Source organism: Mycobacterium lentiflavum (assembly GCF_022374895.2).
Classification (GTDB): domain Bacteria; phylum Actinomycetota; class Actinomycetes; order Mycobacteriales; family Mycobacteriaceae; genus Mycobacterium; species Mycobacterium lentiflavum.
In genome coordinates this window covers 3,985,530-4,000,676 of sequence record NZ_CP092423.2, presented here as the reverse complement: position 1 = coordinate 4,000,676, position 15,147 = coordinate 3,985,530, and the positions used below count along the sequence as shown (strand labels likewise).

The 15,147-nt window shown below is 65.1% G+C and carries 12 protein-coding genes; 5 read left to right on the top strand and 7 right to left on the bottom strand.

What is annotated here, in order from left to right; genetic code table 11:
* Positions 1-2: 2 nt before the first annotated feature.
* Genes MJO58_RS18660 through MJO58_RS18645 form a run of 4 tightly spaced genes read right to left on the bottom strand, consistent with a single transcriptional unit; the run spans position 3 to position 4,368 of the window.
* Positions 3-1,505 carry a flavin-containing monooxygenase gene (locus tag MJO58_RS18660; protein WP_239720446.1) on the bottom strand — a complete coding sequence of 501 codons (1,503 nt, stop codon included), beginning with the start codon at positions 1,503-1,505 and terminating at the stop codon, positions 3-5.
* On the bottom strand, positions 1,502-2,422 hold the full coding sequence (locus MJO58_RS18655; protein ID WP_239720444.1) for a ferritin-like domain-containing protein: 921 nt from the start codon (positions 2,420-2,422) through the stop codon (positions 1,502-1,504). Before MJO58_RS18655 ends, MJO58_RS18660 begins: the two co-directional genes overlap by 4 nt.
* Positions 2,423-2,444: 22 nt before the next feature.
* A complete protein-coding gene (locus tag MJO58_RS18650) occupies positions 2,445-3,302 on the bottom strand; it encodes an SDR family NAD(P)-dependent oxidoreductase (RefSeq protein WP_239720443.1) in 858 nt (285 codons plus the stop codon).
* A gap of 1 nt (position 3,303) precedes the next feature.
* Positions 3,304-4,368, bottom strand: coding sequence for an alpha/beta hydrolase (locus tag MJO58_RS18645; protein WP_239720442.1), 1,065 nt, complete (start codon positions 4,366-4,368; stop codon positions 3,304-3,306).
* Positions 4,369-4,655: 287 nt separating this feature from the next.
* On the opposite strand from MJO58_RS18645, the gene MJO58_RS18640 reads away from it, so the two are divergent.
* Positions 4,656-5,126 carry a DIP1984 family protein gene (locus MJO58_RS18640; RefSeq protein ID WP_239720441.1) on the top strand — a complete coding sequence of 157 codons (471 nt, stop codon included), beginning with the start codon at positions 4,656-4,658 and terminating at the stop codon, positions 5,124-5,126.
* A 255-nt stretch (positions 5,127-5,381) separates the two neighbouring features.
* Positions 5,382-6,200 (top strand): 3-hydroxybutyrate dehydrogenase, encoded by an 819-nt coding sequence (locus tag MJO58_RS18635; RefSeq protein ID WP_276553175.1) that lies wholly within the window; start codon positions 5,382-5,384, stop codon positions 6,198-6,200.
* Between the two features lie 4 nt (positions 6,201-6,204).
* Here MJO58_RS18635 and MJO58_RS18630 read toward each other — a convergent pair whose 3' ends face one another.
* The 3 genes from MJO58_RS18630 to MJO58_RS18620 form a co-directional block, all read right to left on the bottom strand.
* Positions 6,205-9,039 carry an MMPL/RND family transporter gene (locus MJO58_RS18630; RefSeq protein ID WP_239720439.1) on the bottom strand — a complete coding sequence of 945 codons (2,835 nt, stop codon included), beginning with the start codon at positions 9,037-9,039 and terminating at the stop codon, positions 6,205-6,207.
* Positions 9,036-9,434 (bottom strand): MmpS family transport accessory protein, encoded by a 399-nt coding sequence (locus MJO58_RS18625; protein ID WP_175364463.1) that lies wholly within the window; start codon positions 9,432-9,434, stop codon positions 9,036-9,038. The genes MJO58_RS18630 and MJO58_RS18625 overlap by 4 nt, the downstream gene beginning before the upstream one ends.
* A 331-nt stretch (positions 9,435-9,765) precedes the next feature.
* Positions 9,766-10,191 carry a hypothetical protein gene (locus MJO58_RS18620; RefSeq protein ID WP_090603955.1) on the bottom strand — a complete coding sequence of 142 codons (426 nt, stop codon included), beginning with the start codon at positions 10,189-10,191 and terminating at the stop codon, positions 9,766-9,768.
* Positions 10,192-10,396: 205 nt separating this feature from the next.
* Between MJO58_RS18620 and MJO58_RS18615 the strand changes: the two genes are divergently transcribed.
* The 3 genes from MJO58_RS18615 to MJO58_RS18605 all read left to right on the top strand — a co-directional run bounded on the left by MJO58_RS18615 (position 10,397) and on the right by MJO58_RS18605 (position 14,987).
* Positions 10,397-11,845, top strand: coding sequence for an FAD-binding oxidoreductase (locus tag MJO58_RS18615; protein ID WP_239720438.1), 1,449 nt, complete (start codon positions 10,397-10,399; stop codon positions 11,843-11,845).
* A 188-nt stretch (positions 11,846-12,033) separates the two neighbouring features.
* The gene (locus tag MJO58_RS18610; RefSeq protein WP_239720436.1) at positions 12,034-14,325 is read left to right on the top strand and encodes a molybdopterin-dependent oxidoreductase; all 2,292 of its coding nucleotides are present in this window, start codon (positions 12,034-12,036) and stop codon (positions 14,323-14,325) included.
* Entirely contained in the window at positions 14,322-14,987 is a 666-nt protein-coding gene (locus MJO58_RS18605) for a TetR/AcrR family transcriptional regulator (protein WP_239720433.1), read from the top strand. Before MJO58_RS18610 ends, MJO58_RS18605 begins: the two co-directional genes overlap by 4 nt.
* Positions 14,988-15,147 lie beyond the last annotated feature (160 nt).

Sequence of the window (15,147 nt, the reverse complement as noted above, 5' to 3'; positions counted from 1 at the left end):
GCTTAGGCCGACGAGGTGACGCACGCGGTTGCCCCGCGCGCCACCGCCTGGTAGTCCGCATGGCGGAAATCGCTCATCTGGCGGAGATACTGGGTCGCGAAACCCGGGTACATCGAGCCGTTGAATCCGTCCTTGGTGAGATACCAACTGCGACAACCCGACATCCAAGTCGTCTTGGTGAGCCGGCGCTGAATGTTCGCGTTGTGGCGCAGTTGGACGTCTTCGCGTACGTCGAGATAGCGCAGGTCGTCGTCAAGGATGGTGCGGATGCCGCGCACCGCGTAATCGAGTTGGCCCTCGATGTAGACCAGCAGGGAGTTGTGACCCGGCCCGGAGTTGGGACCGGTCATGAAGAACAGGTTCGGGTAACCGTGCGCATTGATGCTCTTGTAAGCCTGTGCACCATCGGCCCATTCGTCGGCCAGCGACCGTCCGCCGAGGCCGGTGACGGCGAACGGCGGGCCGGTGAGGTGGACGTCGTACCCGGTGGCGAACACGATGCAGTCGAGGTGGTGTTCGATGCCGTCGCTGGTGCGGATGCCGACGGGGCAAAGCGTCGCGATCGGCCAGGAGATCAGCTTGCAGTTGTCGCGCTGCAGCGCGGGGTAGTAGTCGCTGGAGACCAGCATCCGCTTGCAGCCGGGAGCGAAATCGGGGGTCAGTTGTCGGCGCAGCCACGGGTCCTTGACGGTGGCACGCAGATGGGCCTGCCCGAGCCGGGCCACCAGGGCGGTCAGCGGGGTATCCCACACCAGGGCGGTGGCGCTGGCTTCGTGTCCCCAGAACAGGGCCTGGCGGGCAAGTTGTTGGACGGCAGGCACTTTGGCGAACAAGGCTTGCACGGCCGAAGGGGTCGCCATATCGAGGCGGGGCAGCACCCAGCCCGGCGTGCGCTGGAACACCTTGACGAACCCAGCCTGCTTGACCAGTTCGGGAATGATCTGGATCGCGCTGGCGCCGGTGCCGATGACCGCGACGCGCTTGTCCGTGAAGTCGTAGTCGTGATCCCAGCGCGCACTGTGGATTTTGTGTCCCTGGTAGGTGTTGAGACCGCGGATGTTCGGGAAACTGACATCCGAGAGGGGGCCGGAGGCCAACACGACGGTACGGGCGCGAAACTTCCTGCGGTTCTTGGTCTTCGCCGTCCACACGCCGGCGTCCTCGTCGAAAGTCAGATCCTCGACCTCGTGTCCGAAGCGGATGTGTGGACGGATGGCGAACTTGGTCGCCATGTATTCGAGGTGCCGGCAGATCTCGGCGGCGGGTGAGTACGTCCGCGACCACGTCGGGTTTTTCACGAACGAGTAGGAGTACAGCAGTGACGGAACGTCACAGCTTGCTCCCGGGTAGGTGGTGTCGCGCCAGGTTCCACCCACCCGGTCGGCACGCTCCAGGATGACGAAGTCGGTAATTCCTGCCTCGGCCAACCGAATGGCGGTACCGAGTCCGGTGAAGCCGGCTCCGATGATCAGCGTTGCGTAGGTGTGGTCGTTTGCCATGGTCACGCCGCCGGGTCGTGGGTGAGTTCCTTCGACCAGCTCGGTGCCGGCCTCAGTAGCGGCTTGGGATAGAAATCCGACAGCCACACCATGGAATTGGCCAGCAGTTGATAGGGGTGCCTTGGGTTCACCACCCACATGCCGTGGCGCTTGAGCAACTTGTAGGTAGGCACCCGCCGGGTCCGCTCACCCCGGTCGCCGAGTTGCTTGAAACGGTTGACCGCGTTGAACAATCGCTCCGAATCCATCCCCATCCCGGCCATCTCGTTGCGAATACGGTTCAGCAGCGGCACGTACATGATCATCCCGAGGATCAGGCCGGGAGAGGCGAATCGGCCGACGAATTCGATGGCGAGCCGCCGAGCAGTGGCGTTGCCGATCATCTCCAACACCTCGAAATCGACTGCAATGTGTCGGGATTCGTCATTGTTGATCTTCTCGAACACTTGATGGCAGACGGGGTCCGCCACGGTGTCGAGGAGGAACTTCAACAGCGCACCGTCGAGTGCGACCTCCAGCATCGGGATCACGGTGCCCAGCACCGACAGCGGCATGTCGTCGGCGAAGGTGTCCAGCCACTCGATGGCCAACTTGATGTTGACGTTGGGTTCGGGGACCTCGCCCTCGTCGAGCATGCCCCAGCGCTTCATCAGCGCGAGTTCGGCGTTGGCATGCCGCTGTTCCTCGGCGTGGAAGTACCGGTAGATCTCGGCGATGGTGGGGTTCGGTGCCTTCTTGGCGAGCGCCGCAAAGCCCCGGGCGCCGATGTTCTCGATCCAGCACAGGTCGGCCATGAAGGCTCGGAGCTTGGGCCGAAACTCGGGCTTGATGGTGTCGGCTCCCGGTGCGTCCCAATCGATATCGGCGAGCGCCCACTGGCGATCCTTGATCTTGACAAGCATGGCTTCCATGTCGATGGCCACCAGCAGCCCCCTTCCCTTTGCGTTATCCGTGCATGTTTGCCCGCGACACCAGGCCAACCGCGCGGGTATAGGACTGGGGCGCAAGACGTTTGATGTTCCAGCCGATCTTGGCGTCGATTTGTGGCATGCAGTAAAGCTCACCGCGATCGTGAGCATCCAGGCAGATCCGGGCGACCTTCTGCGCTGAGAACCCGGTCCAGCGCATCAGTTTGGTGGCGAGGTCACTGGATTCCTGGCTGATCCGGCCCGATTCCACGATGTTGGTCTTGACGAACGTCGGGCACAATACGGTGACCCGGATGCCGGTGCCGGACAATTCGGCGGCCAGCGTTTCGGAAAGCGAAAGCACCCCGGCCTTGCTGACGTTGTAGGCGGCCATGCCGGGAGCGGCACCGAACGCCGCCGCCGAGGCGACGTTGATGATGCCTCGTGGCGCGTGACCGGGCTCACGCAGGATCGGGGTGAACACGTGGCAGCCGTGAATCGGGCCCCACAGGTTGATGCCCAGCGTCCACATCCAATCGTCCAGGGGCACATCGCCGATGGCCGCGCCGCCGGCGCCGACACCGGCGTTGTTGATGACCAGGGTGGGCGCGGCCCCGAAGAAGTACTGTGCTTCATCGGCGAGCGCGCGAACGTCGTCGATTCGCGAGACGTCGCAGCGGATCGCGATTGCCTTCGCGCCACGCTCGGCAATCGCATCGGCGGTCTCTTGGGCGGCGGCTTCGTCGATGTCGCTGCACACCACCGTGCCGCCGCGTCGGCCGAGTTCGACGGCGAACGCGGCGCCGATGCCGCTGCCGGCCCCGGTCACCACGGCCAATGCGCTGCGGCTGGTGGTCTTCGCCGCGCCGAGCAGTTTGCCCCGTGGTCTGAGCATGTCAGCCCACCTCGTCAACCATGACGCGGGCATCTTGCAACGCGTGGGCGATGAACCGTGCGACGTAGGCCATCGCCTTTGCGGCTTCGGGTGTCATGCGCGGAAGTGCTTGGAAGACATGAACTTGGTGCGGCCACACCTGTAGCTCGCAGCGCCCACCCGCCGCTTTGATGTCGGCGGCCAGCTGCCGTGCATCGTCCTGCAGCATTTCGGCCCCGCCGGCCTGAACCAGCGTCGGCGGCAGCGTCGCTCCGCCGGCGACGTCGAGTGTCAACCGGGGATGGGTGAGATCGATGCCCGGGTGATAGAGCGCGACCAGACGAGCAGCGTCGCGCACCCGGATAGCGGGGTCGCGGCGTATCTTCTCGCGAGCGAGCGAGAGCGCGAAGGTCATGTCGATCAGCGGCGAGAACAGCACCACCGCGGCAGGGGAGTTCGCGGCGACCTCGGGCTGCAACAGCATGTCGACCGTCAGGTGACCACCCGCCGAATCACCGGCTATCACAATGTTTTTCGCTGTCACATCACACGTTTGCACCAGCCAGTCCCAGCCCGCCCGGACATCGTCGGCGGCGGTCGGGAAGCGATAGCGCGGCGCCAACCGGTAGTCGACGCTGAACACCGGCAAGCCGGTTAGCGATGACAGCCAGGATGTCAAGCGCCGGTGCGTCTTTGGCGAGCACACGGCATAACCGCTGCCGTGCACGTAGTAGACCGCTTCGGTGACGGTCGACGAGCGGGCTTGCCCGCGAGAAGAGCCGGCGCCCGTCGGCTCAGCTTTTGTCGACGACCGCGTGGTCTCGCTCGTCGGCGTGCGGGGCCCGTACACCCATTCGCCCTTGACCCGGCGACCGTCGGGCAGTCGCGTGTCGACCTGTTCAACGCGGGTGCCCGACAGCGAGGGGCCGAAGGTGGCCATGACGCGCGCGATCAGCTGGCGCGACAGCCAGATTCCCCACGCCCGCTCGGGCGGCACCAGCCCGCTGAACGGTCGCATTGTGTACGTGCTTACCGCCGCTGCGCCGCGGGACCGCAATGACCCACGGGCCGGAACGATGTCCGCCATGCCACGAAGTCAACCGCAAATGGTGACATTCGTCAATGGCAGCTTTGGTACGCAGTGGTCGCGCGGGGCGGTGACCAGGGGTCGTCCGCGGGCCGGAAAACGATGGCTGTCAAGCACGGTAGCCGAGATAGCTTGGCGCGCAGAACCATTCGCCCGTGACGCGGGGGCGGTCGGGCTCCGGCTTGGAAAAGTGAATTGCCAGCTAACCGAGCCGGGTTCATGATGCTAGATGCCCGGGCCGCCCAACGCGGTCACTCGGTCGGGCCGGCACCATAAAGGAGTAGGACGTGAAGCTCGCAGAGGCGTTGTCGCTTCGCGCGACCGCGGCGCGGCGGATCGAGCAGCTACGCACGCGCATCGTGAACAACGCTCGATACCAGGAAGGCGAAGAGCCCGCTGAGGACGCGTCGGGCCTGCTGACCGAAGTCGGCGAGGTGCTCGATGAGTTCGAAACTCTGATCCGGCGTATCAATCGCACCAACGCGGCCACCGCGATCGACCCTGATGGCACCCTGACCGATGCGTTAGCACGCCGGGACGCGTTGCGTCACCGTCACTATGTGGTGACCGCGGCGGCAGACGCGGCCGCCGGCACCAACCAGCCCAGCTACTCGCGGCAGCTGCGGTCCGAGCTGAAAATGCAGTCTGCGTTACCCGTCGCCGAATTGCGCGCGCAGGCCGACGTGCTGGCGCGAGAGCTTCGTGAGCTGGACGTGCGGATCCAACGCTCCAACTGGCAGGTAGAGCTGCTGGATTGAGGGGCGCAGTGGAGCAGGTAGTTGTCGCGAAGGCGTGCACAAGCCTTGATCGGCGGGCAAAGTCCGGTCTCTCCTGGCGCACGAAGGGCAGTGCAGAGGGTCCGATTCCCTCATCACATCGCAGCCCAGCATTGCGCACCGGTGACGGCACACAGCACACAGCACATCACCGCGTGCAGATTCGTGACGATGAGGGCGGGCACGGGGCATCCACTATCGCCAGCGCCGGCCGGAATTTCACGGATAATCACCTCGATGGCCGAGACGCGGCCGCAAGGGGAGAGTGTGGCGATGATCCACGGGAAGTCGGTCGTTGTAACGGGTTCCACGTCGGGTATAGGTCTTGCGATCGCACGGGCCTTCGCCGCCGAGGGCGCGAACGTGACCCTCAATGGCTTCGGTGACCCGGAGGCTGTCGAGCAGCAGCGGTCGGGTATCGAAGAGACTTTCGGGGTGACGGCGGCCTATTCGGGTGCCGACGTGACCAAGCCGGTCGAGATCGCCGAGATGATCGGCGACGCCGAACGGACCTTCGGATCGGTCGATGTCCTCGTCAACAATGCCGGCGTCCAGTTCGTGGCGAAGCTGGAGGACTTTCCGATCGAGAAGTGGGACGCGGTGATCGCGACAAATTTGTCGGCCGTTTTCCACACGTCCCGGTGCGCACTGCCCGGGATGAAACGCCGCGGCTGGGGCCGAATCATCAATATCGCCTCGGCGCACGGCCTTGTCGCGAGCGCCGAGAAGTCGGCCTATGTCGCGGCCAAGCACGGCGTTGTCGGGCTGACCAAAGTGGCGGCGATCGAAACCGCCGACCACGGCATCACCTGCAACGCAATCTGTCCCGGGTGGGTGCTGACCCCGCTGATCGAGCAGCAAATCGAAGAGTTCGCCAAGTCAGCCGGAAAGTCCTTTAACGAAGCCAAGCAGGAATTCGTCGCCGACAAGCAGCCGATGGCCCGCTTCACCCGACCGGAAGACATTGGCGCACTTGCAGTTTTCCTGGCCGGCGATGCGGCTGCCACCATCACCGGTGCCAGCTACTCGATCGACGGCGGCTGGACCGCCCAATGAAGCGCTAGATGGTTTGTGCCTGCGGCAGCGGACGGGAACGCACCAGCGTCGGCCACCAGAACCACGGACCGAGGATTCGCAGGATGCACGGCACCACGAACGAACGCACGATCAAGGTGTCCAGCAGCAGGCCGATGCACACGGTGGAACCCACCTGACCGATCGTCCTGAGGTCGCTTGTCAGCATTGCCAGCATCGTGAAGGCGAACACCAACCCCGCGGACGTCACCACGCCGCCCGTACTGCCGAGCGCGCGGATCAGGCCGGTGTGGATTCCGGCGTGCAGCTCCTCTTTGACACGCAGGATCAACAGCAGGTTGTAGTCCGAACCCACCGCCACCAGGATGATGAACGTCAGCGGCAATATCAGCCAATGCAGCGGCAGTCCGATCAGATGCTGCCAGACGAGTATGGAGAGCCCGAACGCGCCGGCGTACGAGAAGGCCACCGTGAGAGGAATGACCAAGGCGGCCATCAGACTTCGCGTCAAGAACAACATGATCAAGAAGATCAGCACGAAGGCGGCGATCGCCACTATCAGCAAATCGGACGCGGCGTATTGCTTGATGTCCTTGTTGGTTGCTCCGGACCCACCGATATAAACCTTCGATCCGGCCAGCGAGGTCTCCTTGAGCGCCACCGTTATCGCGTTGGGGAACTGTTCGACGTGCTGCACACCCTCCGGGCCATTGGCGTCTCCCTCGTGGGTGACGATGATGCGGGCGGCCTTACCATCCGGCGACATCAGCAGCTGCATACCGGTTTTGACGTCGTCGTTGTCGAACCCCTCGTGGGGGATATAGAAGAAGTCATCGCTGCGGGACTGGTCGAAGTCGAGCCCGACATTGATCTGGTCGTCGAATGTCTGGTCGGTCTGGGTGGTCTGCAGAGACGACTGACCGTAGGTGCTGACCAACAGACTCGCCAAAGCCTCCGAGTCGTCGGCGGTGAGTTTCAGCTGCGTGATGATTTGCGGCAAGGTTCTGTCGATGACCTCGAGCGAGGCCACGGCGTCCTTGATGTCATCGGCCATCTTGTCGAGGCCGTCGATCGACTCGAACAGCGACCTGAACGCGTAACAGACCGGAATGTCGAAACAGTGCTTCTCCCAATAGAAATAGCTGCGCATGGGCCGGAAGAAGTCTTCGAGGTTGGCGAGGTTTGACCTCAACTCGTCGGTGACCTTTTGCATGTCCTCCATCGTGAGGACCGTCTTGTGCATCTCGTCCGACATCGTCTGGAAGAAGCCAATCTCCTTGCGCAAGACCGCGACCGTGTGCTGCGTGATCTCGGCCTGCTCGCTGGTATTGGCGTTTTGCCGCTGGGTGAACGGGAGCTGTTGGCCGAGACCGCTGCCCTGTGTGGTGAACAGGTAGGGGATATGGGCATGTTCCAAAGCTCGACCCATGGGCCTGGTGATGCTTTGCACCATCGCAACACCGGGCAGCCGTTCGAGCGCCTTGGCCGCGCGGTCCAACGAGATGAAGTCGGCCGAATTTCGCAGGTCGTGATCCGACTCGATCATCAACATCTCGGAAAATAGCTTGCTCTTCGGGAAGTGCCGATCCGCCGCCTGGAAACCAAGATTGGCGGGGGAATTATGCGGCTGGTACTGACGGTCGTCGTAGTTCTGGCGGTACGTCGGCACGAAGATCGCCCCGAGCATGACGGCGGCGGTACTGGCCACCAGGATCGGCACCGGCCATCGGACCACGCTCGTCCCGATTCGTCGATACAGGTGCGCCTTGGCCTTGCTTTTCGGGTCGAAGAGCCCAAAAAGGCTGCCGACGGTCAAGAACGCCGGACCGAGCGTCAGCGCTGCGGCGATGGTGAACAGCATGCTGATCGCGACCGCTGGCCCCATGGTGTGGAAGTAGTTGAGTCGCGCGAACGTCAAGCAGTAGCAGGCCCCCGCGATCGTCAGACCCGATCCAAGGATGACGGGCGTGACGCTCTTGTATGCGGTGTAGAACGCCTGCTCCCTGCCTTCGCCGTCGTGTCGCGCCTCGTGGTAGCGGCCCATCAAGAAGATGCCGTAGTCCGTCCCCGCTCCCAGGGTCAGCGCGACGACGATGTTCACCGCGAACGACGAAAGTTCGATGTAGCCAAGGTGACCGAGGGTTGCGATGACCCCCTTCGCGACCAACATCTCGAACAGAACTCCGGCCAACGGCACGAACAGGGTGACGATGGAGCGGTACACCAGCAGCAACATCGCGATGATCAGAAAGATCGTTACGATCGTGATGTCGTTCAAGCTCGAATTCGCAATGGCCACCGTGTCTGAGGCCAGCGGTGCGGCGCCGCTGACGTAGACCTTGAGCCCGGGTGGCGGTGTGTCCTTCGCGACGATATCCCGAACGGCCGCAACGGATTCATTCGCTTGCATCTGGCCGATATCGCCGGCGAGACGCAACAGCACGTATGCGCACTTGCCGTCGAGGCTCTGCGCCCCCGCCGCGGTGATCGGCTTCCCCCACAAGTCCATGGCGTACTGCACATGCTTGGGGTCTTGTTTGAACCGGCGCATCAGATCGTCGTAATACAGATGATCCGCGTCGCCCAGCGGCCGGTTGGCCTCCAGCACGATCATGGCCAAGCTGGTCGAATTGGACTCGCGGAACTTCGCACCGATGGACAACAACGCCCGCTGCGACGGCGCGTAGTGCGGGACTACCGGCCCGGCGAGTTCTTCGGCGACCCTCTCCACCTGCGGCATAAAGGTGTTCGTCGACACCGCCAGCAGGCCCCAAAAGGCGATGATCGGTATCGCGAAGATGCGGACCATTCTGGGAACGAAGGGTCGTTTCGCCGGACGCTCCGACCGGTGCTCGCTCATGCGGATTTCACTAGGCAAAAGACGTGCGCGTCCTGGTGGTCATCGGATTGTTCAGCGCGGACAACGCCATTCACCCGCAGCCGGCAGCCGACTTGACCACCCTGAACCTGCGCCGAGATGCTGCCGGACACCACGGTGAGTGTGGTCGACTCCGTGTGCGACCACGGCAGGGTCGTGAGATCAACCCGATGCGGATGTCCGTTGACGTCCACCCAGACGAGCATCCCGCCCTGCCCGACGGAGCCGAACAACTCATACGTGAGCCGTTTGATACTGAACTCCGGCGGTGCCGCGGGCTCATTGACGGTGATGACGGGCGGGGGATCGGAAAATTGGTGCACCTTCCACATGGCTACCCCACCGACAGCGAGCGCGATGACCGCAACCAAAGGCATCCAGGCTCGTGCCAAGACGGTCCTGCCGGCTGAACGAGGGCTCACTCGATCACCCTTCCGGGCGTCGCCCCCGCACCCTGTGCTCTCATCCCAACCCCACCTCTGGCCCGAATAGTAGACGGTCATGTACTCAATGAGATGGACTGACCGTACAGGATGACTACGGACGTTTCCATCCACCGGGGCCCTCGGCAATAGCGGCGAGCCGCCCCGGGAATCGGCGAAAGTGCCGCCATTCCGAATGGGCGTGACCGCGCCTTTTGCTGGCAATCACGCCGCCGACAGAAAATGGCACGTCAGAACAGTCATGAACGACGCCGTGCGCGTTGCGTCACGACATTTTCCGCAGACGCCTTTTCAACCTCGCGCTGCGCAGAATCTGGGTCGTGAAGTTCAGGGAGGCGAGCATCGGAAACACCCCGAGGAAGGTCCGCTCGGAGGGTGTCGCTCCATGCAGGTGGTACAGGCTCCCGAACACGTAAAAGCATCCGAGCATGAATAAGGCCCCGGGAATGCAGAACGTCATCGCCGAGCTGCGGTCCGCGACGATCTGCTTGGCATAGTCCAGCTCATCCTTGGACAGTGGTTCGCGTTTACGCACCTTCACGGTGACCGTTCTGGCGATGCCAATTTCATCGCTGATCGGAGTAGGAGTTCGGTCCCCCAGGCGTTTGACGTATACGGCAGCGCCGGTGGCGAACACCAGAGCCAGCACCAGGGCGACCACGGTCAGCAGTCCATAAAGCCCTTGCGCCATAACCCGCTCCTTCGCTCGCCCGTTGTGGACGCTATCGATCACTAGCTTAGGACCGCGCCGATGTCGTGGGAATTTCGCTGTCAGCGTTCGGTCAGGAGCGGGTAACGGTTCGGGCTCGTTTCGGTGATGCCGCCGCACGTCGGGCGCTGCCACGGATCGCGGGGTTTAACAATGCGGGACATGACGCAATCGCGGGAGTCCGACGATGGCGCGTGAGATCTCACGGCAGACGTTTCTGCGCGGTGCCGCTGGAGCGCTGGCGGCCGGCGCGGTGTTCGGCGCGGGCCGGTTCGGTTCGGCACCAGCTGAAGCCGCTCCGAATGCCACTGGCTGGGAAGGACTTTCGTCCGCGCTCGGTGGCAAGGTGCTGCTCCCGGACAGCCCGCAATTCGGCTCGGCGAAGCAGGTTTTCAACACCAACTACAACGGTCTGACCCCGGCGGCGATCGTCACACCGACCTCGGCGGGCGACGTGCAAAAGGCGATGGCCTTCGCCGCCGCTAATCACCTCAAGGTCGCGCCGCGCAGTGGTGGGCACTCCTATATCGGCGCCTCGACGGCCAACGGCGCCATGGTGTTCGACCTGCGTCAGCTGCCCGGGGGAGTCAACTACGACGCCGCCACCGGGCAGGTCACGGTGCCGCCGGCGACGAGTCTGTATTCGATGCACGAGACGCTGGCCGGTGCCGGCCGGGGCTTGCCGACGGGTACCTGCCCATCGGTGGGCGCCGCGGGCCACGCGCTGGGCGGCGGGATGGGTGCGGACTCCCGGCACGCCGGCCTGCTCTGTGACCAGTTGACCTCGGCGCAGGTGGTGCTGCCCGGCGGCCAGGCGGTCACCGCGTCCGCCAACAGCAACCCCGACCTGTTCTGGGCGCTGCGCGGTGGCGGGGGTGGCAACTTCGGGGTGACCACCTCGCTGACCTTCAACACCTTCCCCACGCACGACGTCGACGCCGTGAACCTCAACTTCCCGGCGCAGTCGTTCGCGCAGGTGCTGGTCGGCTGGGCCAACTGGCTGCGCACCGCGGACCGCAACAGCTGGGCACTGGCGGACAGCACCACCGACGGGATGGGCACCGCGTGCCGCATCCTGGCGACCTGCCCGGCCGGATCGGGTCCGAGCGTCGCGAATGCCATCGTGGCCGCCGTCGGCATGCAGCCGACCGGGACCGAGAACCACACGTTCAACCGCATGGACCTGGTCCGGTATCTGGCGGTCAACAACCTGAACCCGCAGCCGCTCGGCTACGTCGGCGGGTCGGATGTGTTTCAGAGCCTCACTCCGGCCGCCGCTCAGGGAATTGCCGCCGCGGTCAACGCATTTCCGCGTGGTGCGGGCCGCATGTTGGCGATCATGCACGCCCTGGACGGCGCGCTGGCGAGCGTGGCGCCGGGGGCGACCGCATATCCGTGGCGCCAGCAGGCCGCGCTAGTGCAGTGGTACGTCGAAACGGGCGACCCGGCGGCGGCGACCAATTGGCTCAGCACGGCGCACCAGGCGGTTCGGCCGTATTCGGTTGGCGGCTATGTGAACTACATCGAGGCTAACCAGCCGCCGGCGCGCTATTTCGGCCAGAACCTGTCCCGGCTGTCGGCCGTGCGACAGAAGTTCGACCCGGGCCGGGTCATGTTCTCCGGGCTGAACTACTAGCCGCTCTGTCGAGTGCGCACTGGCGGCGTCGAGTGTGCACTGGCGGCGCCGACGCGCCGGCGCAGCCCACCGTCAGCGCACACTCAAGCCGCCGACGATGAATGCAGAGCCGACGAGCGGCGCCATTGACACCCGCGGCGCGTTTTCATAACAATTATCAAAAATCGTATCGGTTGGCGGGAGCGACAATGGTCGAGCACAAGGTCACCTGCCCGTTGTGTGAGGCGATGTGCGGGCTGCGCGTTCAGGTCAGCCAAGGCCGCGTCGAGGGTATCCGCGCCAACCGCGACGATGTATGGTCTCGAGGGCATCTGTGTCCAAAAGGGGCCTCGCTCAACCACATTCACACCGACCCCGATCGATTGCGCCGACCGCTGGTCCGTCGGCCCGACGGCGGCCACACGGAGGTCTCCTGGGACGACGCCTTCGCCGAGGCCGAACGAGTGCTGCGGCCCGTGCTCGACACCGACGGCGCCGGGGCCCTGACGGTGTACGTCGGCAACCCGGTCGCCCACAACCACGCGCTGGCCACCCACATCGGGGCGCTGATCGGTTTCGCTCAGGCGGCCGGCATGCAGGCCTACTACTCCCCGGGCACCGTCGACCAGTGGCCGCTGAACGTGGTGGGAACGCTGGTCTTCGGGACGATGTGGAACGCGCCGATTCCCGATCTGCCCCGCACCGATCACCTGATGATCCTGGGCGCGAACCCGTCGGCATCTCAGGGATCGATGTTGTCCGCGCCCGACATCATGGGGTTGCTGGCCGACATCGCGGTACGCGGACGCGTCGTGGTCGTGGACCCGCGCCGCACCCAAACCGCGCGCCGCGCCAGCGAATGGGTGCCGATTCAGCCCGGCACCGACGCGCTGCTGCTGTTCGCGATCCTTCGCACGCTGCACGAAAACGGTTGGGTCCGCCGTCCGGAACACCTGCGCGACCGCGTCGTGGGTCTTGACGACGTCATTGCGCTGGCCGAGCCGTTCACCCCCGAGCGCGTCGGGCCGGTCACCGGCGTCGCGCCGGCAACGATCCGCCGCCTGGCCGAAGAGCTTGCGCGCGCGGACAATCCGGTGCTGTACAGCCGAATCGGCGCCTGCACACAGGAATTCGGCACCCTGGCAACGTGGCTCGTGTTCGTCATCAACACCGCCCTAGGCGCACTGGACCGCGCCGGTGGCGCGGTGTTTCCCAAGGCCCCGGTGTGGTCACCGATGTTCACCAAACCACCCGACCAGGACGGCGAGGGGTGGCAGTTCGGCCGCTTCCACAGCCGCGTGCGGGGTGCACCGGAAGTGCTGGGGCAGTATCCGATTGGTTGCCTCGCCGAGGAGATCGACACCCCCGGGCCGGGCCGGCTGCGGGCACTGATCACCGTCGCGGGCAACCCCGCGGTATCGGCTCCCGGCGCGGGGCGTCTGGCGTCGGCGCTGACCCGACTCGACGCGATGATCGCGATCGACAACTGGCTCAACGAGACCACCCGGCACGCCCATGTGATCCTGCCCGGCCTGTCGCCGCTGGAGCGCTCGCACATCGACGACTTGTATTGGATGTATTCCGTGGCGTCCTGCGTGAAGTGGTCGGACGCCGTCTTCGAGCCCGAGCCCGATCGGCCGGGCGAGTGGGAGCTATTGATCCGCCTGGGCGGTGCGATGTTCGGCACGCCGGTCGGCGAGGTCGACGTGACCGCGCTCGACGACCTCTACGTCGGCGGTTTGATCGCCACGATGTCGGTGCTGCCGCGGAATCCGCTGACCGGATGTGACGCCGAAGCGCTGCTGCGGGCGTTACCCGATCACGGACCGAAGCGGTTGGCGGACTTGGGGATTCGCGTTGGTCCATGGGGCGACCGGTTCGGTGAGAACCCCGACGGCCTGACACTGGCCAAAGTGCGCGAACACCCGGACGGGATCCGCTTGGCCGAGTTGGAGGGCGGTCGCCTCGACGAGTCGGTGTGCACCCCGTCGGGCAAGGTCGAGCTGTTCCATGCCCGACTGGCCGACGACGTTCCCCGGCTCGCGGCCCGGCTGGAACGACCGAAGCCGCCGATGGTTCTGGTCTCCCGGCGACACCTGCGGTCGAACAACTCGTGGCTGCACAACGTCCCGTCGCTGATGCGTGGCCGGGATCGCTGCACGCTGCTGATCCATCCAGACGACGCGGCGCGGATCGGCCTGGCCGACGGTCAGCCGGCGCGGGTCAGCACGTCGGAGGGCACGGTGACCGTCGCGGCCGAAGTCAGCGACGAGATGATGCCGGGCGTGGTATCGCTGCCGCACGGTTGGGGCCACGGCCTGCACGGCACCCAACTCGCGACGGCCAACGCTCATCCCGGGGTCAACAACAACTTGCTCAACCCGATCGACGTGATCGACGTTCCGAGCAACACTCACGCCGTCAACGGGGTGCCGTGTCAGGTGCGCGCCGCCGAGCCCGGTGCCGAGACCAGCGACGAACGTCTGGCGGCATCGATATGAGACAGGACGCACCGCGGCGCGGTCGTCCGCCGAGCATCGACCGTGCGGCCATCGCCGAGGCGGTGCTGGAACTGGGTACCGCGAACGCCAGCATGCGACGCGTCGCGGAGCGGCTCGGTGTCAGCCTGCCCGGGCTCTACCACCACGTCAAGAACAAGGACGAACTGCTGCGCATCGCAGCCCAGCACGCGTTGGCCGGCAATCCGCCACCCCGCTACGCAGGGCAGCACTGGGCGCAATGGCTGCGCACCTATGCCGCCTACGTCTGCACCGCCTTGTCCACGGAACCCGCCCTGCTGGAGAAGTTCCTCAGCGGGGGAGTCAAAGACGACGGGCAGCTCGAGTACATCGGCCACGCGCTCGAGGCGTTACGCGCTCAGGGCCTCGAGCCCGACCAGGCGATGTCGGTGTGGGCGGCCGTCACGGCGCTGGCGATGGGGACGGTCACCGAATCCCACCGCGAGCGCATTCAAGCCGAGCGGGGCCAACCCTGGCTGGCCCGGATCTTCGGCCTGACCGCCCGTAGCGCACCCGAGGACTATCCGACCCTGCGCGCTATCGCCGCGTCACACTACGACCCATTCGGCGACTCCTCTTTCGAGGAGCGAATCACTCTGCTGCTCAACGGGGTAGCCGCGCAGTACGGATTACCCAGCCCTTAACCGGGAGCGCGCTGGTGGCGTCGAGGGTGCGCTCAGGGCGTCGACACGCCGGGGCGCCCCGCCGGCGGCTCACACTCGATGCCGCATCAGCGGCTCGGCAGGCGGGAACGACCCAAAAACCACGTTGTGTCCGGGATCACCCGGGCTCCTTTGCGGGGGC